General features: G+C 39.5%; 17 protein-coding genes, 2 pseudogenes and 1 riboswitch. Of the genes and pseudogenes, 5 read left to right on the top strand and 14 right to left on the bottom strand.

Features of this window, described 5'->3' with window-relative positions:
• Window positions 1–161: 161 nt before the first annotated feature.
• From ACIQ0C_RS16720 to ACIQ0C_RS16705, 4 genes and pseudogenes are all read right to left on the bottom strand, one after another.
• A complete protein-coding gene (locus ACIQ0C_RS16720) occupies window positions 162–2,153 on the bottom strand; it encodes an alkyl/aryl-sulfatase (RefSeq protein WP_403061941.1) in 1,992 nt (663 codons plus the stop codon).
• Between the two features lie 354 nt (window positions 2,154–2,507).
• Window positions 2,508–2,993: a DUF2975 domain-containing protein gene (locus tag ACIQ0C_RS16715; RefSeq protein WP_403061939.1), complete on the bottom strand. Its 486-nt coding sequence runs from the start codon at window positions 2,991–2,993 to the stop codon at window positions 2,508–2,510.
• Between the two features lie 214 nt (window positions 2,994–3,207).
• Window positions 3,208–3,521 (bottom strand): annotated as a pseudogene (locus ACIQ0C_RS16710) (transposase); the annotation flags it as partial.
• A gap of 240 nt (window positions 3,522–3,761) precedes the next feature.
• The gene (locus ACIQ0C_RS16705; RefSeq protein WP_403061936.1) at window positions 3,762–4,640 is read right to left on the bottom strand and encodes a LysR family transcriptional regulator; all 879 of its coding nucleotides are present in this window, start codon (window positions 4,638–4,640) and stop codon (window positions 3,762–3,764) included.
• 244 nt (window positions 4,641–4,884) lie between these two features.
• On the opposite strand from ACIQ0C_RS16705, the gene ACIQ0C_RS16700 reads away from it, so the two are divergent.
• Together ACIQ0C_RS16700 and ACIQ0C_RS16695 are read left to right on the top strand one after the other, a co-directional pair.
• On the top strand, window positions 4,885–5,514 hold the full coding sequence (locus tag ACIQ0C_RS16700) for a chromate transporter (protein ID WP_403061933.1): 630 nt from the start codon (window positions 4,885–4,887) through the stop codon (window positions 5,512–5,514).
• A gap of 49 nt (window positions 5,515–5,563) precedes the next feature.
• Window positions 5,564–6,109: a chromate transporter gene (locus ACIQ0C_RS16695; RefSeq protein WP_403061930.1), complete on the top strand. Its 546-nt coding sequence runs from the start codon at window positions 5,564–5,566 to the stop codon at window positions 6,107–6,109.
• Between the two features lie 354 nt (window positions 6,110–6,463).
• On the opposite strand, the gene ACIQ0C_RS16690 is transcribed toward ACIQ0C_RS16695, so the two are convergent.
• The 4 genes from ACIQ0C_RS16690 to hutG form a co-directional block, all read right to left on the bottom strand.
• Entirely contained in the window at window positions 6,464–7,771 is a 1,308-nt protein-coding gene (locus ACIQ0C_RS16690) for a Na+/H+ antiporter NhaC family protein (RefSeq protein WP_403061927.1), read from the bottom strand.
• Between the two features lie 189 nt (window positions 7,772–7,960).
• Window positions 7,961–8,068, bottom strand: a riboswitch (SAM riboswitch).
• Between the two features lie 411 nt (window positions 8,069–8,479).
• Window positions 8,480–9,151 carry an SOS response-associated peptidase gene (locus tag ACIQ0C_RS16685; RefSeq protein ID WP_403061924.1) on the bottom strand — a complete coding sequence of 224 codons (672 nt, stop codon included), beginning with the start codon at window positions 9,149–9,151 and terminating at the stop codon, window positions 8,480–8,482.
• Window positions 9,152–9,211: 60 nt separating this feature from the next.
• A complete protein-coding gene (locus ACIQ0C_RS16680; protein ID WP_153246094.1) occupies window positions 9,212–9,367 on the bottom strand; it encodes a hypothetical protein in 156 nt (51 codons plus the stop codon).
• A gap of 339 nt (window positions 9,368–9,706) precedes the next feature.
• Complete coding sequence (hutG, locus tag ACIQ0C_RS16675) at window positions 9,707–10,663, bottom strand: formimidoylglutamase (protein ID WP_403061921.1); 957 nt, start codon at window positions 10,661–10,663, stop codon at window positions 9,707–9,709.
• 240 nt (window positions 10,664–10,903) lie between these two features.
• On the opposite strand from hutG, the gene ACIQ0C_RS16670 reads away from it, so the two are divergent.
• Window positions 10,904–11,143 carry a GyrI-like domain-containing protein gene (locus tag ACIQ0C_RS16670; RefSeq protein ID WP_403061918.1) on the top strand — a complete coding sequence of 80 codons (240 nt, stop codon included), beginning with the start codon at window positions 10,904–10,906 and terminating at the stop codon, window positions 11,141–11,143.
• Window positions 11,144–11,802: 659 nt separating this feature from the next.
• On the opposite strand, the gene ppsA is transcribed toward ACIQ0C_RS16670, so the two are convergent.
• Together ppsA and ACIQ0C_RS16660 are read right to left on the bottom strand one after the other, a co-directional pair.
• Window positions 11,803–14,418 (bottom strand): phosphoenolpyruvate synthase, encoded by a 2,616-nt coding sequence (gene ppsA / locus ACIQ0C_RS16665; protein ID WP_403061915.1) that lies wholly within the window; start codon window positions 14,416–14,418, stop codon window positions 11,803–11,805.
• A 599-nt stretch (window positions 14,419–15,017) separates the two neighbouring features.
• Window positions 15,018–15,422, bottom strand: coding sequence for a VOC family protein (locus tag ACIQ0C_RS16660; protein ID WP_403061912.1), 405 nt, complete (start codon window positions 15,420–15,422; stop codon window positions 15,018–15,020).
• 470 nt (window positions 15,423–15,892) lie between these two features.
• Between ACIQ0C_RS16660 and ACIQ0C_RS16655 the strand changes: the two are divergent.
• A pseudogene (locus ACIQ0C_RS16655) lies at window positions 15,893–15,976 on the top strand (ArsR/SmtB family transcription factor); the annotation flags it as partial.
• Window positions 15,977–16,058: 82 nt separating this feature from the next.
• Window positions 16,059–16,556 (top strand): SRPBCC domain-containing protein, encoded by a 498-nt coding sequence (locus tag ACIQ0C_RS16650; protein ID WP_403061909.1) that lies wholly within the window; start codon window positions 16,059–16,061, stop codon window positions 16,554–16,556.
• 97 nt (window positions 16,557–16,653) lie between these two features.
• Here ACIQ0C_RS16650 and ggt read toward each other — a convergent pair whose 3' ends face one another.
• The 4 genes from ggt to ACIQ0C_RS16630 form a co-directional block, all read right to left on the bottom strand.
• Window positions 16,654–18,729: a gamma-glutamyltransferase gene (ggt, locus tag ACIQ0C_RS16645; RefSeq protein WP_403061906.1), complete on the bottom strand. Its 2,076-nt coding sequence runs from the start codon at window positions 18,727–18,729 to the stop codon at window positions 16,654–16,656.
• Between the two features lie 218 nt (window positions 18,730–18,947).
• Entirely contained in the window at window positions 18,948–20,942 is a 1,995-nt protein-coding gene (locus ACIQ0C_RS16640; RefSeq protein ID WP_403061903.1) for a TRAP transporter permease, read from the bottom strand.
• On the bottom strand, window positions 20,935–21,441 hold the full coding sequence (locus ACIQ0C_RS16635; protein WP_403061900.1) for a DUF1850 domain-containing protein: 507 nt from the start codon (window positions 21,439–21,441) through the stop codon (window positions 20,935–20,937). Before ACIQ0C_RS16635 ends, ACIQ0C_RS16640 begins: the two co-directional genes overlap by 8 nt.
• 80 nt (window positions 21,442–21,521) lie before the next feature.
• Window positions 21,522–22,496 carry a TAXI family TRAP transporter solute-binding subunit gene (locus ACIQ0C_RS16630; protein ID WP_403061897.1) on the bottom strand — a complete coding sequence of 325 codons (975 nt, stop codon included), beginning with the start codon at window positions 22,494–22,496 and terminating at the stop codon, window positions 21,522–21,524.
• Window positions 22,497–22,808 lie beyond the last annotated feature (312 nt).

The raw sequence follows: 22,808 nt of genomic DNA, 5'->3' as shown, positions 1-22,808 counted from the left end.
CTGCTTGGAGCGTTTCATTAAAAAACAATGAATGAATTTATTGAAACGAAACTGGATGCCTATAAATTTATTCGATACAAACCCACGTGTCTAAACATAGACTCGTGGGTATATATTGGTCACCGGCCCATCCTGCTTACCGAATATAAAGTAGTCGATTATCACGGAGTAACAATATTAACCTTTGGTTGAAATTGATCCAACAAAGTCAGGAAATCTTCAAACTGCTCTTTATCACCGGAAATGGAAACTTTACCGGCAGATTCCATTTTGGATAAATCTTCACGTCCTAGAGCAATCTGATAGAAGGTTATTCTATCTAATGTCAATGTTGCATCAGGGTTGGACGCCATTTTTCCTATTTTGAAATTCAATACAGAATTATCCAGATCGATCATATAATTGGTTTTCGAATCTGTAAATGTCAAATTGAATGCCATATTTTTATTTTCAGCTTTTGTTCCGTTTAATTTAATGGACAAGAATTTCAGGAAATCATCCATTGGCATATTGAGCAGCGTATCGAGATTCATCATTCCCCCACTTCCCTTCGAGTCCGCCACGCCGTTCCTTAACTCATCTGCGCCGGTAAGATAGAAATTACGCCATACAGAAGATTCAGCTGTGTATCCTAATTGCTCATAAGCTTTAGCCAGTAAATTTTTCGCTTCTGTATTTTTGGGGTTAGCCATGACTACATGTTTTAATACTTGAGCCACCCAGCGATATTCCCCTTTTTTATAATCAAGTTTTGCTCGTTTAATGACCTTCTTTTCCCCACCCATATATTCTATATATTTAGCACCGGATTCCTCTTGTGGTAATGGATCCAGGTCGGATGGATTACCGTTGAAATATCCTAAATAAAAGTTGTACACCGCCTTTACGTTGTGTTTCAATGTTCCGTAATACCCCCGATTGGCCCAAACTTTATCCAACTTTTCAGGAAGCTTCAACTTTTCCGCGATTTCATCAGGTGTGAGTCCTAAGTTAGCTAATCGTATTGTTTGATCATGAATATATTTGTACAAATCACGCTGACTTTCCAACTGCTCCAGAACATTGTCCCTTCCCCAAACGGGCCATGTATGGGCTGTAACCATAGCATCTATATCTTCATTTCCAAACAAATCGACTGTTTCATCAAGTGCTTTCACCCATTTTAAGGTATCTCTGGTTTTAGCTCCCCTTAGTGTATAAATATTATGTAACGTGTGTCCGGTGTTTTCCGCAACCACTAAAGTTTTGTAATCATTGATATAATAATGCATTTCAGATGGAGCTTCCGAATCCGGCGTCAATAAAAATTTAAATGTTATTCCGTCTATTTCCACCGTTTGAATATCATCTTTCACTTCCATTGTTGGAGGTAAATAGCTAAAAGTTCCGTTACTTAATCCCGGGCCAATACCAGAAGTAACAAACCCTCTTTCATTTGCGGGTAAAAGATTTCCAAACATATAACCTGCACGGCGAGACATTATATTACCTAAAAGAATGTTTTCACTTAGCGCTTCATCGTTAAAACCTGCTGGGACAATAATCGGCACTTTAGCTGGATTTTCAGCATATTGAGCAATGCCTTTCATACCACCGAAGTGATCCGCATGACTATGACTAATGACTATTGCACTTACTGGGTTTTTGGGTCGATGTTCAAAATACAGCTCCATGGCTGCTTTGGCCGTTTCAATTGTAGAAAGTGTATCCAAAACTATTAATCCTGTTTTTCCTTCCACAATGGTAAGCACTGATAAATCCTGGCCCCGAACTTGATAAACGCCATCCACCACTTTAAATAAGCCTGATATATTTTGTAATTGAGCCTGTCTCCACAAGCTTGGGTTTACAGTAAAACTTGCCGGCTGTTCTTCTTTGATGAATGAATATCGATCACTATCCCATACTACGTCACCTTTTGAATTATTAATTGGATTCATATTCAAAGGCGCCATGAATCCTTTATGTGCATTCTTGAAATCTTCCTTATCTTTAAAATTCAACTGTTCATAAAAAGCCTTATTTGCTGAAATTGTTGCATCTGTCGCCGGCATCGGCTCATCTGACGCAGCCTTTGTAACAGAAGACCCTGCTAGTAAAACAACAACAATGGGAACGGATACAATTCCTTTAATAAAAGATACTTTGGACATTTTCATACCCCTTTCTAAGTAGATATCATGTATCTATTCCAAATGTTGCAGCAGTAAACTTTCTCATTTTTTAGAAATTTTTAGAATAATATGAATTTATTTTATAATTAATTTGTCTTTAAGTATATTTCCTATCTCTAATAGTAACTTCAATTTTATTTATATAAAGGCTATGTTAAATTCTAATGTTGATATTTGACCATAAGAAAACCGCCTTGGTGAAAAGGCGGTTTATTGAGCTATCGTCCCCGTAGTTAAATAAATTAGTTGTGTCTGTTTTTATTGAGTGTCTTCGTCGCTTTTGTACTCCAATAATCACCTGGCTGACAATCCAAAGTCTTACATATCCGTTAATCATTCATTTTTTGACATTATATCTGGGGCATTTTTTAATGGCTTTTGAAGTGCGTCCACAATGGCTGCGATGATACTTGTTGCTAAAACACCCATTAGACATAATGATGTAGGACCCGCTGCATCATCACTACCTGTAACTTTAGCAAGCACCCTTAAGCTTACTATTCCTAACAAAATGAGGAAAATGACTGTAAAAGTACATTTCTTTATAATCTTCAAAGATTTAAGGGATAATTCAGAGAAAGCATTGTTCTTTTCGATGTAGGTTAATAGTCTATATGCTTGATACAACGCAACAGAAAACGCAATACAGAATCCGTATGCACATACTAAAAAGGGGATTAGGAAGTAAGCCGTATCTGGATGTACCCTTGCATCTCTAACGGCGATCTCAGGCAACCAGATACACAAAGCAAGCACTGCAATTCCAGCCAGAAAAATAATTACCTTTAAGAAAGTGGTTGAACCTCGTTTAACATTCATTTAAAACACCTCACTTATTTAATGACAACATGATTTTAGCATATTATTTATTGTATTACAGTAAATTTATATTGTTTTTATTTATATTATTATTGTTATTGAAATATCTTTTTAATTTTGACAAAAATAAAAAGCACTTCTCATTACAAAGAAATGCTCTTACTTTAAAATGTTAAATTTACAACTTGTTCAACAAAACTGCCCGTTTAGATTTATGTGGTCTTCTGGTGCGTTGAAGAGGCGTGTTTGTGAGGTCGTTGAAGGTTTGATGGCAGGCTTTACAGCTGTAACGCTGCTGTTTCACCTCTCCAGCACATGTTTTGATACGTATTTACCAAATCGCACAACAAAATGGCTGTCGCAATGTGGGCAGACAAGACTAGCTTTATGCTTTTGTACCTGGATTTCATCAATTGCACGAATAGGAGCCGACAGCGGTTTCGTTCGAGACTGCAAGAAATATACAAGTTGCTGTTCACCGCTTTCATTTAATGCATTGGCGAGCTTCTTTATTTCCTTTAACTCCACGCTATATCATCTCCGAACCATCATTAATATCTTTTATTATGCCCATTAATCCCTTTGTTTGTCTAACCGAAGACTGAACAACCAAATACAAAATGCCCCTCCCAATAGAGAAGAGCTTTAATAATCAATGTGGTATATTCAATTTACCATGACTTTTGCTTGCTACCGGGGCAACACCGATAACCACGAAACTGAAAACGCTGCCAAATAATAATAGTAAACCAAGGCAGCTTTCAATCCTTATTGAAGAAAATCAACAAATTTAGACACCCCTATTTTATTAAAACGCTTATTTTTCCTCACTAGCCATAAATTTCTTGTCATATCTATTCTGGAAATACCCACTTCCCGCAAAAACCCTTGCTCCAATTCCCTGGCCACTGTCAGCCTTGGCAAAATGCTGATACCAAGTCCAGCTTCAACCGCACTTTTTATCGCTTGTGTGCTGCCAATCTCCATGTAGCTTTCAATTTTTTCTAATACCTCATGCTCCCTTAGCATGTTTTCTACGATAAGCCGTGTTCCGGAAATGGATTCACGCCAAATCATCCTTTCATTTCCCAATTCCTCTAGCTGAATTTCTTTTCTGTCTTTCCACGGGTGGTCGGATGGACATACCAATATCAATTCGTCTTCGGCGAACTTGTCTACAATAAAATCAGTGTTTTCCACAAGTCCTTCGACCAAGGCCAAATCAATGACATCGTTTGAAAGATCCTCCAGAACCCGGGGCGTATTTTTTATCGTCAATGTCACTTTTATTTCAGGCTGTTGTTTTTTAAATCTCCCAAGCAAGCTCGGCAACAAATACTCACCGATAGTCAAGGAAGCCCCTACTATGAGATTTGCATTGTACTTCCCCGTCGATTGCTGAATCACTTCTTTTGAATGGTTGAAGTCATTTACAATAGCTTTTGCAAAAGGGTATAACAGCTTTCCTGCTTCTGTAACTCTCAGCCTTCCTTCCTCACGGTCGAATAACAAAGTGTTATAATAGTTTTCCAGTTGATGGATCTGCCGTGTTACAGCGGGTTGAGATAGGAAACTTAACCTCGCTGCCTGGCTTATACTTCCTTCATCCACCACTAAACAAAACATTTTCAGATTTTCCAATTTCATGAAAACGCCCCCATGTTTTTAGATAGTTTATTAAAATGATAGCATCATTAGGTAAATGGTGAAATGAAAATAGTGTGTTACATTCTGAGGCTATTCAATTATTGGCGGCATTCTTTATAAAACGGATAAATCTTCTGGGTATAACGTTTTGTTATACCCGATGATTTTGTTGCAATTTACCCAGCCCTTATTCTTTGATATGTTAATAATAAGAATTAAACAAAGCATGCAAAGGAAGTGACGGATGTCAATGAAAGGACAATGGAAAACTCTATTCCAATTATTTTGGACCTTTTTTAAAATAGCACCTGTCACATTCGGAGGCGGGTTTGCGATGATCCCTTTAATCGAAAAAGAAGTGGTCGAAAAAAGAAAATGGATGAAAAGCGAAGAAGTGACGGATGTTTTCGCTTTATCTCAGTCCGTACCGGGAGCTGTCGCCATTAACTCCGCCACCTTTATCGGCCATCGGATTGCCGGAATGAAGGGAGCAATGGCAGCAATGATCGCTGTTTCATTACCTACCTTTTTAATTGTACTGCTCCTGGGCATTTTGTATTTTTTCATTCAGGATAATCCGAAGATAGAATCCGCATTCATATCGATCAGAGCTTCCATAGTAGCCATCATCGCCTATGCGGCTATCAAGATAGGAAAAACGGCTATTGTAGACAAAACAACTTTCTTTATTTTGATAGCAGGAATTCCCGTCCTTTTCTTTCTGCACCCTGTGATGGTTATATTAGCAGGAGCTGTAGCTGGTATTGTGACCATCTCCATTAAGAGAAAATTAGGTTACGATGTCAAGATGGGCAGAAAAAATATAGGAAATGGAGAAAATGATTTCGAACCTTTCATGGGTGCTGGCATATAGTTAAATCAAAAAACGGTCCTAACTAATTTTCAAGAAAGCGTGTGATGGAATGATGGAATTGTGGGAGTTGTTTAGCACCTTCTTTATTATCGGCTTTGTATCGTTCGGAGGCGGATACGCCATGATTCCCGTAATAGAATCGGAAGTCTCACAGCATGGATGGATGACGACGCAGCAATTTACTGATATCATCGCCATTTCCGGAATGTCCCCAGGACCTGTAACCGCCAATAGTGCCATTCTCGTAGGCTATTCGACTGCTGGATTAGCAGGAGCCATATCATCTGCTCTCGGAATCTTGCTTCCTGCTATTATTTTCGTAACCGTTATAGCCTCCTTCTTCAGCAAATTGAATCATTACCCGGTTATTCAATCCATGTTTTATGGCTTAAGACCCATTGTCACTAGTTTAATCCTCTTTGCAGCGATCAGCTTTGCACTCTCAAATCATATGATAGCCGTGAACTTTTCATGGCATACGATAAGCTTATTACTCGTTTTTGGTTTATCGTTATTTGCCCTAATGAAATTACGCTGGCATCCAGCCTATGTAATCATTCTTTCTGGTTTAGTTGGTGTTGTCCTCTATTCATGACAGGTGTCGTACACAACCATCATTAATTTGGACCGGAATCAAGCAGATGAATTGAAGAATGCTTGATTAAGACATAAGAGTGATGATGACTTCGGAAAATTCATGTTTTATTAATTCACCCATACAGAAAACACCCTGTATCCAATGATTCAGGGTGTTCAGACTGTAGACAAACTCAATGAAATTTTAGGGGTTTGTACAATTTGAATGTTGTTGATTCCCCCTCCAGGCACTCGCTTTCCGCGGGCGGTCCGGGAGCCTCCCTCGGCGCCTTTGCGCCTGCGGGGTCTCCCCTGGACTCGCTTTTCCCGCAGGAGTCTCGCACACCCGCTCCAATCAACTTTGTTTTAACTTTTAGTTCTTCGATCCATCATTTCCCGGCTGAAACCGTGGAAAACCAATCAGGATGGCAATGACGCCACAAAGTCCAATCAGGATTGGGTAATATGAATACGGCAAGATGCTTAACGGAGAAATCTTTGCTACCCCTGCTGCAACAAGCAGTTGTGCTCCATATGGGATCAACCCTTGGATACAACATGCAAAAATGTCAAGCACGCTCGCCGATTTACGCGGATCAATCCCGTACTTTTCAGCAATATTTTTGGCAAGTGGACCGGCAATGATAATCGAAATCGTGTTATTTGCCGTTGAAAGGTTCGTTAAACCAACAAGCCCCGCAATGCTGAATTCCGCCCCTCTTTTTGATTTGCTATTTCGGGTCACAAGGTGAAGTAGATAATCGATGCCACCATTATGTTTAATTACAGCTACCATACCTGCAATTAAAATGGCAAGGAAGGAAATTTCATACATTCCCGCCATTCCTTCCCCAACTTTTTGAATGACACCCAACGGTTGATAACTTCCATCGGCCAACCCGATAATTCCGGCAAATACGATTCCGATGGAAAGGACCAGGAACACATTGACTCCTGCCAATGCAGTGATCAATACGCAAAGATATGGAAGAATCTTCACCCAATCATAAGACTGTTGGGAGATGTCAGCTTGTTCACCCATCGTTAAAATTCCTAGGATGGCACATGTGATGATGGCTGCAGGTAAAACGATGAAAAAATTCACTTTAAACTTATCCTTCATTTTCGTTCCCTGCGTTCGAACAGCAGCGATTGTCGTATCTGAAATGAATGAAAGGTTATCCCCAAACATCGCACCACCAATAACGGCCGCCATTGAAAGGGCAAGTGAAATATCTGTTTGCTCACTAATCCCTACCCCGATAGGTGCCAAGGCAACAATCGTTCCCATGCTTGTCCCCATGGATAGAGAAATAAAACAAGCGATGATGAAAATCCCTACCATTAATAGATTTTGGGGAAAAACGGCTAAGGCAAGATTCACGGTTGATTCAACTGCCCCCATGCCATTGGCAACTTCGGCAAAAGCTCCGGCCAAAAGGAAAATGATAACCATTAACATAATATTGGCGTCCCCGGCACCTTTACAGAAGATATCAACCTTTTCATTGAATGACTCTTTCCGATTCATCGCCAATGCAGCTGCCGATGCAATTGAAATCGCTACAATCACCGGAAATGAATAAAAATCTTTAGTGATGATTCCGGATCCAATAAATAAAATTAAAAATACGACAAATGGGATCAATGCCCATGGATTCCCTTTATTGTTTGCACTCATGATGTACACCTCTTTTTATTTTTCCCGCGACATGTGTCACAGCTCTTATTCTATTAACAGTTTTCGCAAATAACTCCAATTTGAACCTACCTGATTATCCAGTCATGGAGCTGTAGCAAAAAACTGGCATAAAAAAGACCCCTTCTATTTAACAGCAAGAAGAGGTCTTTTAATTTATAAAAAACACCCTCCTTATCTTTCAGGCAAAAATCAGCCTGCTGGATTTGGCACAGCACTCCATTTAAGTCCGCTGCCGAGACATCTTCGGGCCAGTCCCTCCGTCTCTCTTGATAAGAAGATTACATTATATAATTTATCAAAAATTACGATGCCTGCCAGAAAAGTACCGGGCTGAAAACTTGCCGAAACCATCTGAGTTTGTGAAAGTGACATCGAAAGTCGTTTTGAAAAGCAAATATAACAGTACAGCATTTTGTCTATTTTCGCAAGGGTTAATTTTAAAGTATTTCACATGCACTCCTTACTGTTCATAAAGAGAACAAAGTTGGTTGGAGCGGGTGTGCGAGACTCCTGTGGGAAAAGCGAGTCCTGGCGAGCCCCCGCAGGCGCAAAGGCGCCGAGGGAGGACCACCCGCGGAAAGCGAGTTTCTTGAGAGGAGATCAACGTTCAAATTGTACAAACAAAAAAAATGTAGACAAACTCGATTTTCATCAAGTTGTCTACAGTCCTAGAGGTCTAATGACCTCTCAGCAAATTTGTTGGATTAGGTTAGGTGAATTATTTTTAGTCGAGTTCACATCAGTCGATACTTCAAATGCTTCCATCTGTTCCGAATCGAATGACTTTAAATACTGTTGCAGATAAGCAGGATCATTAATGGAAGGATTCAACCAATCTTTTTCATCTTCCGGTTTAAGGATGACAGGCATGCGATCATGAATGCTGGTCATTAGCTCATTAGGCACGGTTGTTATAACGGAGCACGAATAAATGCTGATGCCTTCAGGAGATTTCCAGGATTCCCAGAGACCGGCCATTCCAAATGGAGCATGATTCTTCAGTTTTATTCGCATCGGTATTTTTCTTTCTGGCGTCTTCTTCCATTCATAAAAAGAGTCAGCGATTATCAAGCATCTCTTCTTCTCATACGCATTCCTGAAGCTTGCTTTCTCAGCAATGGTTTCCGCTCTGGCATTGATCATTTTGTAGCCCACTTTTACGTCTTTTGCCCAGAAAGGAATGAGTCCCCACCGAAGATATCCAAGTCGATTCCTTTCCCCATCATTAATGACGGAGAGCACGGATTGGGAAGGAGCAATATTGTAGCTGAATTGGTATTCCTCATCAAATGATCCTTGAATATCAAACCGTTCTTTTATTTCTTCTATGTCAGTGAAAAGAGTGAAACGTCCACACATAGTATCGCCTACCGTATTAAGATTTCTTACAGTGTATCAAATGGAACGGGCAGGCACAAATCAGCGTTCTAAAATCCTGATGTCGGTAAATGGTTGATTAAATAATTCACTGGAAATCAAAAGAGTGCCAAGGACTTCTCTTTCGTCTTCAGCTTTAATGATTTCCGACAAAATTAAGGTACTGCCATTCCTGACCGTTACTTTATACTCATTCATGGAACCCCTCCTCAAAAGGCTAGATGGTTGTTATTATAAACCAAAAACCTACAAGTATCAGTATTGAACTTAGCAGAGTCTTGGAGAATCTACATGCCTTTATACTTTAAAGGGTTAGTCGAACGAAGCAATGCCCGGGACCCTAAATCCTTGTAAAGAAAGCGCAAAAAAGACTGTCCATGAATGATTCATGGACAGTCTGGGCGCTGTCAAAGGTGTTTCGCTTCTATACTGATAATTGATTATGGAAATAGCATTGAGGAAAGCCCCAACAGTCGGTACGAAAAGGAACTCCCTTTCTGGAAGGACCGAATTGGAGTTGCCCCTATTCCATGTCCATTATTTAAAATGCAGCAAAACCTCATTTATTAAATGCCCTGCCAATGTAACGGTCTTATTATTTTCGTCCAACGAAGGGTTCACTTCCGAGATATCAAAGGAAAGGATCTTTTCATTCGATACGATATGCCTAATAATGGCACGGACCAATTTCGGATCCAGTCCAAACGGCGATGGTGCACTTACCCCAGGTGCGTAGGCTGAATCAATAACATCCGTACATAATGTAAGGATGATATAGTCATTTTCCTTAGCGAATTCATTTATCCTCCGCTTCGTTTCATCCATTTCGTTCAATGACAAATCTTCTTCCAATATGTAGTCGACATTACTGCTCTCGGCAGTTTGAAACAGCGCCTTCGTATTCCCCTGCTTCTGAATTCCGACACATAAATAGCCACAACTTTGATCTTCGTCCAAAATCTGCTTAAACATCGTCCCTGATGAAGTTTCTTTTTCATAAGGCCTCATATCAAAGTGAGCGTCAATATTAATAATCCCTAATCTAGCTTTTGATCCAATGGATTGCCTAATCCCAAGATAATGGCCATACAGGGTTTCGTGCCCTCCCCCAAGTATGATGGGAATCGCTTTACTCTCCAATATCCGGGCAACAGCTGATCCCAGTTGAGATTGGGCGGCCTCCATCTCTGTACTTTCACATATTACATCGCCAGCATCCACCAGCTCGGTTTGGGAAGGTAAATGACAGGGTAATTTTGCCAACGACTGCCTAATATGATCAGGACCCTCGGCAGCACCAATCCTGCCTTTATTCCTTTTGACGCCTTCATCACATTTAAAGCCAATCAGTCCAAAAGTTCTGGATGCATTGGAAGAGGTGGCTAATTCCGAAATCGGTGCCAAGCGCACTCTTTGGTGGTATCTGAAGCTGTCCAGGTCAGTTTGGGAATCAATTCTTCCATTCCAATATTTTAAAGTCGGATGAGTATACATAATTTCTCCTTTATTTAAAAAATTCCGAAATATCTTTCTTAAAAATTATAATTGAGATAATGTATAATTACCAATACAAAAATTTAATATTTCTATAGAATAGCTAAAAAAAGCAAATGTATCTCCTTATGCACGGACAAATATTTCTGTGGGGAATATCGTCGCCGTTTGGCATTGGTTGCTCAAGAATCGTTCAGTACAAGTAACAAGACCCAGGTAAATCTGAAAGGAGCAGAACCAATGAAATATGAAATTATTGAAAGAGATGCTTTTCAAGTGGTTGGGATTAAAGAAAAACTCTCATGCGCTACTAAGGAAACGGATGCATTTATTCCAAAGCTCTGGAGTAAAGCCAATAATGATGGAACCATCGATTCATTAGCTCAATTAATTAATGGACAAAATCAAGGTTTATTGGGTATCACAGATAATTATCAAGAAGCGGAAAACGTCATGGGTTATTGGATTGCAACAGAATAAAATGGTGATGTACCTGATGGATTTTCCAGCTTAGAAATACCAGAGGCTATCGTGAGTAAGTGGAAACAAAATTTTTCGGAATGGTTCCCATCAAATCGATGCGAACATGCTGAAAATAGCATCACTTGAAGTATATCAAGGAGCTTATCCGAATCCATCTTGTGAAATATGGGTTCCAATAAAATAAAATGATTAAAAGCGCTTTAGGGACCGATTTACGATAGGAGTCTATTACATTTACTAATTGAATAAATTTCACATGTTTCAGTTATCAAGCTACCTAAAATAAAAACGTATTCTTATTCCAAGAGGGGCGCCCTTAAATTCAACACTGTGCTCTACTTTAAGGCGTTTTAGTGGCCTATAAGAAAAACAAGCCGTTATAAAATTCTAAAGCTGTCCAAGACGAATACGTAGTTTACATGTCTTCAATGTAAAACCCTCATTAAATCAAGATTTTTCACTTCTAAGAATAGATAATTGCGAATTTACAGCGATAATAAAACCCAAATATAAAAAGCCCAATTTCCCGGTGTTGTAAGCGAGAAATTGGGCTTTGGTTATTGCATAAAAGCGGCCCTTTAATAAAGGCTCGATTTCATGATTTCAATGATTCTCCTAATTCGAATGCTCTTCTTTTATGATTGAAATGTAATGAATTATAGTATTTCTATATACCCTTCTGTTCCATTCACCCTGATCTTTTGTCCATCCTTGATCATTTTCGTAGCATTTTCCACACCGACAACGGCTGGTAAGCCATATTCACGTGCGATGACTGCCCCATGGGTCATCAGTCCGCCAACTTCGGTGACAAGTCCTTTTATGGATACAAACAATGGTGTCCAGCTAGGATCGGTAAAGGTTGTAACCAGTATATCTCCATCTTCTAGATCTGCATCTTCCATGTTTAAGATGACGCGTGCTCTGCCCTCTATAACTCCGGAAGAAACCGGTTGACCTCCAATAGCTTCGGCTGGGAGATTTTCTCGTTTGTATTCACCTACAATGATTTCACCATCAGACGTGATAACACGTGGTGGAGTAAGTTTTTCATATAATTTGTACTCGTCTTTTCGTTTGCTGATGATCTGGTAATCTAGTTTATTAGTGCGTACGACTTCGTGAAGTTCTTCAAAAGTGAGATAGTATATATCTTCTTTTTCACGAATAACGTTGGCTTGTACGAGTTGTTCAGCTTCTTTCAGTAAAGCCTGCTTATAAACGAAGTAGCGATTAACCATGCCGTATTTTGGATATTCCCGATAACCGATGAAATTCCGGATTAGGCCGATCATTCGTTTTGTTTCTTTGGCTTTTTGTTCACCATCCGGTAATTGCTTCAATCGACCTAATAACTCTTGTTCCTTTTTCAAAGCTTCCTGTCGCCCTTGCTCAAATTTCCGATTGCTAGCATTAGGCTCAAAGTTTTTGATATTACTAAGAATCACGGGGACAAGTGTAGTTGGTTTTTCGCTCCAACGAGTTTTAGTAATATCGATTTCTCCGGTACATCGCATTCCGTATTTGCTCAGATAATCGAAGATAGCGTCTTGGGTTTCCTGTCCACCATCAAACTTAACCAGTTTATCCAAAAAGTTATCATCTTTAACATTTTGTAAATAATCAATTACTTCTGGATAAGGACGAATCACATCTGCGACATCCAATAGCGCGAGACCCATTTCTGAAGTAATATTGTTTGGTACAGATTGAGAAAGCGTGTCGGCTGCGTTTTTTTCACCTAACCACTTATTCATTTTTTCATTGATCCATGATGAAGCATCTATAGCAGCCATAAACACAGCTGAACTTTGTGGGTCAAATAAAATCTTCTTTAAAATCTGGATATCTTCCAGAATAAAATCAAATAAATCCGATCCTAATTTCGTTTGGATGTTTTGTTTTAACTCTTCTATCGATGTTTGACTACCCTTAATCAAATCAGAAACGATTGTCGGGTCGTTTTCAATTTGTGCTTTAAAACCCGAAGGCGATATACCTTTATTGCTTTTACTGGCACTCGGTACTTTATTATCATCTGGTGACGATTTTATAAAATCTTCTCGCTCCATTATGGTCATGAGTGCGTCTTTCATAAGCGGATCGTGTTGTCCCATGGCATCTAATAACATTTTTCTGCTATCAGGTGAAGCCAGCATATGTGTGACATCCACAAATAACCTTCCGCCAGCTTTACGCATGGGTGCAGGAGTCGTTAACAGCCAAAAAGACAATCCCAGTGGTTTCATGGAATCGGTCATCATTTGTTGATGACCGACAGATACATAAACGTGATTCTCTTGATCATTTGCTTCAGGGATGGGGTATAAAGTAGTGATTGGACGACTCTGGACAATATAAAATGTATCATCAACCAAACACCATTCGATATCTTGCGGACAGCCAAAATATGCTTCAAGCTTTCTGCCGATCCTTTCAAGCTCCAACACTTGCTCATCTGACAGGGTCGATAAAATCTGCTGACCCGGCTCAATTTCCTTTTCCACCGTTCCGCCTTCTTTTCGTGCATATATAGCCAACTTTTTGGTAGAAATCTGCTTCTCCACAATCTTACCTTCCCGCACTTTATAATTGTCCGCAGACACTAAGCCAGAGACAAGTGCTTCACCCAGTCCAAAGCTAGCATCGATCGACAGCACCTTGCGGTTTGAAGTAACTGGATCAGCTGTAAAGAGTATTCCGGAAGCTTGTGGAAACATCATCCTTTGAATAACAACAGACAGATAAACCTTACGATGGTCAAATCCGTTTTGCATTCGATAAACCACAGCACGATCAGTAAACAGTGAAGCCCAGCACTTACTAATATGTTGTAAAATCCCCACTTTTCCTTTGATATTTAGATAGGTATCCTGTTGACCTGCAAAGGATGCAAATGGAAGATCTTCGGCTGTAGCGCTTGATCGAACAGCATATGCATGCTCGAAGCCAAAAGTTAAGAGACATCGGTCGATATCTTCTTCGATCCCCTTGTCGATCTCGATTCCCTCAATCAGCTCACGAATCTTCCTGCTAATTTCACTAATTCTTTTTCGGTCGTCCACTTTTTGTACTGCTAGTTGATCCAATAATTGATGAAGCTCATCATTTTCCGCAATGACTCTTTTAAATGCCTCAGTGGTAACACAAAACCCTTCTGGTACTAGAATTCCATCAATCCTCGAGCATTCACCCAAATTCATCCCTTTGCCACCGACCACCATTAGTTTCGTTTTATCGATCTCCCGAAACTCCAGTACATATGGTTTCATTTCTTTCCTCCCCATTCATCGCTCAATTCCAAGACGAATCATATGACAAAAATTATTCATGTAATCAAATAATCATGCTGTCCACTCGTTCTTCCTCCTGGCCAAGTTCCATGTTCATATCAAACACTCCTTTAAAAAAATAAAAATAGGGATTGACTGAAAAGGATTTTATGATGTATATTTATAATAGGGTATAATATACATAAAAACATAAAATCGGTGTATCTATATAAATTTATCATATTTTCTCATTTTTTTCAATGTATTTCCACGACCACAATTGTAGTAAATTCAAAGGCAGAAAAACCCCATTTTACAAGAAAACTCACTCACATAAATGATATCCAATCATTTATTGCAGCCTCAGGAAAATACGGATGTACTGCCTTAAGAAATTCCAATATTAAAAAGCCCGATTTCTTAGTATTAATATTAAGAAATCGGGCTTTTTTTGGTTACTCTTAAAGCGTCCGAGTATTAATGAGGATTTTAAAACCTTCTCAATAATTGATTATCCCCCTACTTATATATTCTCCAATTTCTGTCCCTAACGACTTTACAAAGAAGGATGTCTTCTGAACTTAGATTCAAGAATAGTTTTAATTGACAGTAAACATCCACGAAACACCAAATTTATCCTTCAATGAACCGTGAAGTTTCGCAAAAAATGTTTCATGAAGATCCATATTTATAGATCCATCTTCTTTTAATATGTTCCATGCCTTTCTAGCTTTTTCCTCCGAGTTAAGCTCCACACTTACAACCATTTTGTCACTATCATTCAATTCCCGGTTTGAATCAGAACCCATTATAATTCCATCTTCTGTTAATCTTAATTGTGAGTAAAGAACAAGGTCTTTATCACTCTCTTCAACAGGAAAGTCTGGATTTGATGGGATTTCACTATATTTTTGCATAGCAATAAGTTCCCCACCAAATGCCTCAATATAAAGTTTGAAAGCCTCTTCACATTCTCTGTTAAACATTAAATATGGTTTAATCATTTTCATTCTCCTTTGAATCAAGATTGGATTCCTTAGTAATAACCGCTATCGAGATTGTCTTCGTTACAAGTATACACGAACATTAGTTCTTTTTTCGAATAAAAACTGCTGAATCATTCTTTTTTATAAAAAACTTAAACCTGTATCATTATGTACAAAAATATCATTGTTTTATTCTCAACGTACAGCTTGGTAAAATGGTTTCCTAATTTGAAAATGATGTTATCTACAAAACTTATACTATTCTTCCACAATCGGGCGCTATCCTGGAACAAGGGTTAGCGCTCATTTTCATTTAAGGGGAAGTATATTATTGGTACCTCCTCGTGTAGTACAACAAAAACTACCTCCCCTTGCTATATGAAGTTAATTCGGGATAAATATTTTATCCAATATTACTTGACTGGAATATTCCTGTTTGTTTATATTTCTCCCAAAGGAATATAATTCTAATAAATCGTGGTGTAAAGATGAATACTACATTATTAAGTGCTCTTGCAGAGCCAAATCGATTAAGGATTGTTGAACTCCTAAGAGACGGACCTCTCACCGTGAATAGTAAGAAAAACTCGACAGCTTGGAACTTTATCTGAAGGAGCTACAAACATAATAAAAAACAATGAGCGGAGGAACAAAATGTTTCCAAAAACCGAAATCACCCGTAGTTTCAATACTCCTCGCGAGCTTTTATTTAAGGCATTTACCGAATCAGAACACTTACAGAACTGGTGGGGGCCTAAAGGGTGGGCTTTTGATATTTCTAAGTTTGAGCCTCGCCATGATGGTGTCTTCCATTACAGCCAGACATCTCCTGACGGAAATGTAATGTGGGTCAAATTTGTTTATCATGAAGTAAATTCCCCAGATAAACTCGTTTACACCTCTTTCTTTTCTGATGAAACGGGAAACATCGTACGTGCTCCTTTTAACGACAACTGGCCATTGGAAACTCTCAATACTTATACATTCACCGAGCATGAAGGTAAAACAATACTTACGATGATTGGGGCACCCGTATCCCCAACCGAGGAGGAAATGAAAACTTACGAGGAGTCGCAGGAAATGGTGCAGGAGGGCTTTTCAGGAACCTTCGTTCAACTGGCTGACTACCTCTCTAATATTTCATATAACTAAAAAACAACCCCAGACCTCTCTTTACATAGAGAATTCTGGGGTATTCAAGTTTAGGTTCATTTAGTATTCAATTTCCCGAGCAGACTTAGAAAAGCAATCAATTCGTGACACTGCCATCTTCGTCCGGATCTTCAATATCCGCCGGATCTTTTTCCAATAGTGCCTCTTTGTCTTTTTCGTTCCATTTTGTTTTATACCCTAATGATTTCGCTACTCCTAACACCGGTAAATACGATTTTTTATCTGGTTTAAATGTTTCTAAATCCCCTGTTTGGATTACACCCAAACCAAGTAGCAATTTATCTGATTGGATATAGGGTTTTTCATCTATCAGTTTCATTTGTTCAGCTGTATAAGGATAAACGGCTCCATTCACTTTTAAGGTAAACGGTCCCTTTTTTTCTTCTTTTATTTCTTTTGGCTTTTTCGATTTATGGGAAACATTATACACACCTTGAACAGTTCCTTCTCTCGTATTATCGGCTCCTCCATACATTTTTCCCTTTTCATAATCATAAATAACAGCTTGCACATTTCCGATATGTTGCGGTTTTTCTTCATAAACATGGCCTTTAGCCATTAACTCCAGCCTTGTATTTTGTTCAATTCCCGGTTCCCATCTTACTGTCGGATAACCAGCAGAATAAATACGTGGCGCATATATGGCATCTTGAATTAGCATTTTATGATCAAGCACGTTCATGATCGTTTCAGATACCGATGCGATTATCGTCGCTCCTCCTGGTGAACCAATGGCCATGAAGGGGTTTCCATCTTTTAATACGAAGGTCGGGGACATACTGCTTCTTGGTCTTTTTCCTGGTTCCACCTGGTTAACTCCACCCGGTGTGGCATCAAAATCCGTCATTTCATTATTTAGCATGAATCCATAATCAGGTACCATGATACCTGATCCGAATACTTGCTCGATTGTAGTCGTATAAGCAACCATATTTCCCCACTTATCCATTACAGAAAAGTGAGTCGTCTGTCCGATTGGGGTTTTCTCTTCTTTTACTTTCTTCATTGCAGTGGGTTCTTTGCCCTCATATTTCCATGGATCGCCTGCTTTTACATCAGCTGTTGATCTATTTGGATTAATGAGTTTTCTTCTTTCTTTTATATAATCTTCATCTAATAGTCCTTCTGTTGGTACATCATAAAAATCTTCATCCGCCATATAGGCAGCACGATCGGCAAAAGCAAGATGCATGGCTTCGGTTAGATGATGAAGATACTCAGGCGAGTTGGCCCCCATCTTTTGCACATCGTATCCTTCCATAAGCTCCAGGATTTGTAGAACAGTCAAACTGCCTGAGCTTGGTGAAGCTGCCCCTACCACTTCAAATCCCCTATATTCCGATTTAATTGGCTCTCTTTCTTTCACTTCATAGTTTTCCAAATCCTCAGTTGTCATCGTTCCTTCACGTTTTTGAACTTCTTTTGTAAGTGCTTCCCCGATTTCACCTTTATAAAAGACGTTAGAACCTTGATTTTTTATTAACTTAAGAGTCTTTGCCAGATCTGGCTGAACGAGGGTGTCTCCCTCTTCCAACGGCTTTCCGTCTGGTACAAAAACTTTTGCAGCCGCTTGGTTATTTTTAAGCTTTGTTACATTTTCATCGATATATTGTGCTGTTGCCCAATTAACTTTTACCCCTTCTTCAGCTTGTTTAATGGCCGGGCCTATGACTTGTGATAATTTCAATGTTCCATATTTCTCAAGAGAAGTCTCCACCCCCATCAGAGTCCCAGGAACTGCAACCGCTTTCCCTGATGTGTGCCGCTTACTAAAAGGAATAGGTTTTCCCTTTTCATCTAAAAAAAGTTCAGGCGTAACATTTTGAGGTGCCATTTCGCGATTTTCGATCATCGTTATTTTATTTTCCTTTTTATTATAAATCATGATAAAACCACCGCCGCCGATTCCAGACATCATTGGCTCAACTACATTTAATGATAATTGAATGGCAGCTGCTGCATCGACTGCATTTCCACCTTGTTTTAGTATCTCTATACCCGCTTCAGCTGCTAACGGATGAGAAACTGATACGATTCCATTTGTAAAACCCTTTCCCATTGACCCATCCACTCCAGGGACACTTGCAAAAGCCGGTGTGATCATACAAAAGAAACTGAAAGTAACTAAAATAAAACTTTTTAAAAATTTCATGAATTAGTCTCCTTTCAAAATAAAACAAATTGGGGTTTTATCATAAGGCAGGTGGATACGAGCAGAATTCTCTAGTAGGAATATGCTGGTTGTCTCGATAAAAAACAGTCTGCACATTCCCCTTTGGGCGTTGCGTTCTCAATGATGTTTCACTTCAAAAAATCACCCCCCCGAATGGTTCAGCTCTACCCTATACTTCCGGATTGATATCCGCAGGCTCAATTTTTCTCAATGCTTTGGTTATTTTCCAAGATTTTGGAGCTACCGTGATTGTCACTCTTCCAAAGATATTGTAAAGCCAGTAACACGATAAAAGCGGATATCCCAATGATGTCCGATACCGTTTCAGGATAGATTAATAGTAAACCTACGATTATGGCGAGGACTCTTTCTAACCAGTGCATCCCCCTCATCCAGTAACCTATGACACCCGCACCAATTGCAATCATGCCGGACATTGCCGTAAGAACAACCCATGCAACCTCCATCCAAGTCGTATCGATCATTAGCATTTGCGGGGAGAGAACAAAAATATATGGAATGATGAATGCTGCGATGGCAAGTTTCGATGACTCAATCCCCGTTTTTATCGGCTCGCCTCCCGCTACCCCTGCCGCAGCAAATGCCGCTAATGCAACTGGAGGAGTTATATCTGCTATAATGCCAAAATAGAAAACGAATAAATGTGCAGATAAATCAGGAACACCTAGCAAAATTATCGCAGGCGCTGCAATCGTCGATGTGATTACATAATTGGCGGTCGTAGGTGAACCCATCCCTAATATAAGTGCCGCTACCATAGTTAGCATCAGCGTTGGAATCAAATATCCACCAGATAAATCGATCAAACCATTAGCCAGCTTAAGCCCTAGCCCAGTTTTCGTGACGATACCGACAATAATGCCTGCTGCTGCAGTTGCAGCGGCAACTGCAAGAGCTGTTCGGGCTCCATCCACCAATGCATAAATGATATCGATGAATTTCATGCGGACATCCTTGTTTATGAAACCTACAAGAACCGAGATGGCGATGGAATACAGTGCTGCATGTGTTACCGTGATATTCGCCATGAGCAATAAAATAATGGCAAGGATCGGTATTAGTAAATAAAACTTGCCGAACACTTCCTTTTTACTTGGCATCTCTTCTTGCGTTAACCCACGCAGCCCAAGTCGTTTCGCTTCAAAATGGGTCATGATCCAAATTCCTGAAAAATAAAGGATAGCTGGAATCGCAGCCGCCTTTGCTATATCCCAATACGTTATTCCATTCCCAATGAACTCAACCATTAAGAATGCCGCTGCCCCCATTACCGGAGGCATCAATTGACCGCCTGTCGAAGCAGCCGCCTCCACTGCCCCCGCAAATTCCTTCTTATATCCAAGATTTTTCATCATCGGTATCGTAAATGCTCCTGATGTGACAACATTAGCCACAGAGCTCCCGCTAATCGTTCCTTGAAGAGCACTTGAAAAAATCGCAACCTTTGCAGGTCCCCCTATCCTTCTGCCGGCAATGGCGGTAGAGAGATCATTAAAGTATTGACCGACGCCGGTTCGGACTAGAAAAGATCCAAACAGTAAAAATAGGAAGATGAATGTCGATGACACCGCTAACGGAGTGCCTAAAATTCCCTCTGTCGAGAAGAACATTGTTTGCACCAGACGCTCCAGAGTCAAACCTCGATGAGCAAGGAATCCTGGCATATACTGTCCAAAAATCCCATAGAAAATGAATAATAAAGCAATGACCATGATAGGGAGACCAACTGCACGCCTGGTTGCTTCCAAAACAAGCAGAATGGCCATTAAACCGACTGCAAAATCCAATACGCCCAAACGTCCTACATTCATGACGATATCTTCGAAAAATAAGGGCCAATATGCACCGACCCCGATACTAAGGATCGCTAATATGATATCGTACCAGGCAATTTGAAATTTTCCTTTTTGACGCTTCTTTCGGTTTGCAGGAAATAGTAAAAAGACCAAGGAGAGTGCAAACCCTAAATGTATCGTCCGTTGGATTTGTGCTGTAAAAACGCCAAAAATAGCTGTATATAATTGGAATAACGAAAAAGCTAAAAGTCCAAAAAATGCAATGTGGCCCAAGACACCAGTTAATTTTCTAGTTCCGGCTTCTGGATCATATTTTTCCAATAACTCCTGTTGTTCTGCTTCGGTTAAATATTTCACTTTTTCATTATCAGCCACTAATCTTCACTCCCTTCAACTGTTCCCATAATGAAATTCTTTCCGATGAAATCCTGACCCATGTCCCAGGTTTAATAAAGTCTGCCAATGTGTATGTTTTTTCATCATATATTAAACGATGGTTAGCTTTAACTTGTCCTACTCGTAAATCTATATAGGTGAAATTGCGTTTCATATTTTTTATGAAGTAGGTACCGTCTTTCTCTTCGAATACTTCCTCCCCCTCTGCATTGGAAGGCATACCGACTGCAAAATCATGATAAGCAAGTTCGGTTTGTATGATTTGCTTATCGGAAAAACGATATGATTCCAGTACATCCGAAAGGTGGATGGAGTGTGTATACTTAATATGAAATTTTTTTCCATATTTCAATGGTAAGTACGCGACTAGTTCCCCTTGGTCCTGGTAGGAAAATGCAATGACATGTTTATACGGAAAAAATATTAAAAATGCGATGATCAGAGGTATACAAAACGCCATGAATATCTTGAATTTCATAGGTACCTCCTTTCAGAAATCCCATTCAGAAAAAAACGAAGCCGATAGGCCACATAAAGCGAGCTACCGACCCAATTGCATTACTTGGAAACACCTTTTTCTTTAAAGTATTTTGCTGCTCCAGGATGAACTTCCATATCCCCCAATCCTTCAAGTGCAGTTTCTGCTGTAAGGAACTTGCCTTTTGCATGTGTGATTTGATCTGTGTTGTCATAAATAGCTTTAGTCATTTCATAAACTAAATCTTCATCAAGATCCTTGGTAACCACTAACATCGCTTTAACGGCAACTGTTTTCACCTCGGATTTGATTTTGTACGTACCACTTGGAATTGTATCTTCAGCATAGTATGGATACTTTTTAACCAATGCTTGGATTTTGTCCTCTGCAATAGGCAGGACCATGATATCATTTTGGACGGACAGCGCCTCGACTGCACCAGTTGGCGTTCCGGCAGTAATGAAAGCTGCGTCAATATTTCCTGCTTGAATTCCTTCGGCCGACTCATCGAAAGACAGATTTTGTCCTTTAATATCTTTTTCAGACAAACCATGAATCTCCAGGATTTGCATGGCATTGATGTAAGCACCAGAACCCGGTGCGCCTACTGATACCTTTTTCCCCTTTAAATCCTCGATTGATTTAATTCCGCTTTTTGCAGTCGTTACAATTTGAACAGTTTCAGGATATAAAGAGCTGATCGCCATTATATTGTCAATGGGTTTCCCGTCGAACATTTCTGTTCCTTCAAGTGCATACGCGGCGATATCCGTTTGCGAAAAAGCGATTTCAGCTTCTCCAGCCCTTAAAGTTTCCATATTTTCGGCGGAGGCGCCAGATGTCTGAGGTGTTATGTTCGCTTTTGTTTTATCGGAAATGATTTTTCCGATTTGTCCCCCAAGCGGATAGTATGTACCTCCGGTTCCACCAGTCAACAGACTCAAGTTTTGGTTACCGCTGCCTGAGACACCTTCACTACTGTCTTTACAAGCCGTGATAATACCGGTGACCGTCAAAATCATGACCAATAAAAAGTACTTATGAAATTTTTTCATAAAACTCCCCCCCTCATGTGTATTCATCATCCGCAAAAGATGATAATGTTATTATTCTACCGACCGCCTCACTTTCCCTTTTTTTACAAAATTAGACACACCGTCCATAAGCACTAGTAATACATTAATAAGTTTTATAGAAATTAAATCATCAAGCTTAAATGTATACAAACACCTATTAAAAACAAGGGAAATCCGTTATCGAATAGTAATATTTTACCGTTTATTACCTATTTTTCCTTTCTTTAAGGATAATATTGACTCTTCCATTTTAGAAATATATTATTGTTATAAACTTATAAGTAGATGTTA

Source organism: Peribacillus sp. NPDC096448 (assembly GCF_044762675.1).
GTDB lineage: Bacteria > Bacillota > Bacilli > Bacillales > DSM-1321 > Peribacillus > Peribacillus frigoritolerans_B.
Note: the sequence above shows the minus strand (reverse complement) of the source record. Positions and strands in the feature narration are given on the sequence as shown.